1 protein-coding gene is annotated in these 422 nt (G+C 36.3%); it reads right to left on the bottom strand.

All coding sequences use genetic code 11. The annotated features are described in order from the left end of the window. Positions 1–107 precede the first annotated feature (107 nt). Complete coding sequence (locus KH893_RS12510) at positions 108–356, bottom strand: hypothetical protein (protein ID WP_281166365.1); 249 nt, start codon at positions 354–356, stop codon at positions 108–110. Between the last annotated feature and the right edge of the window lie 66 nt (positions 357–422).

The following is a 422-nucleotide window of genomic DNA, read 5'->3' on the forward strand; positions in this document are numbered from 1 at the left end:
TCTCGCTTAATTTAATCTTTGCAAAAAGATTGTCCATAATTAAATCATCTCCGTCGACGTGAGAAGTACGAATCGACTCAAATTTTTCTTTTTTCTTTTTTGCCATATCAATCACCTGCATCTAATATAGTTTTAACTTGTTGACGAAAGTCGTCCATTGTTTTTCCGTAATATTTCCACCAATGCTCCGGATCTTTGTGATTAGTCGCAAGACCAAGCAAAAAGCCTTCATGATGACTAATAATCTTTGCCGGATCAATTTGAAACTGACGACACAATTGAACCGAAAGCTGTATATCATTCTGCCATACTTTATTAAAATAGACAGCAAACTGTTTTGGATCGTAACCAATCAAGTTAAAGCTACCTACAGCATACTCGATTCCAGCTGGTTCGCAAGTCTCGATACCAATACACTAATT

It is taken from the genome of Liquorilactobacillus sicerae, from assembly GCF_029916425.1.
GTDB lineage: Bacteria > Bacillota > Bacilli > Lactobacillales > Lactobacillaceae > Liquorilactobacillus > Liquorilactobacillus sicerae.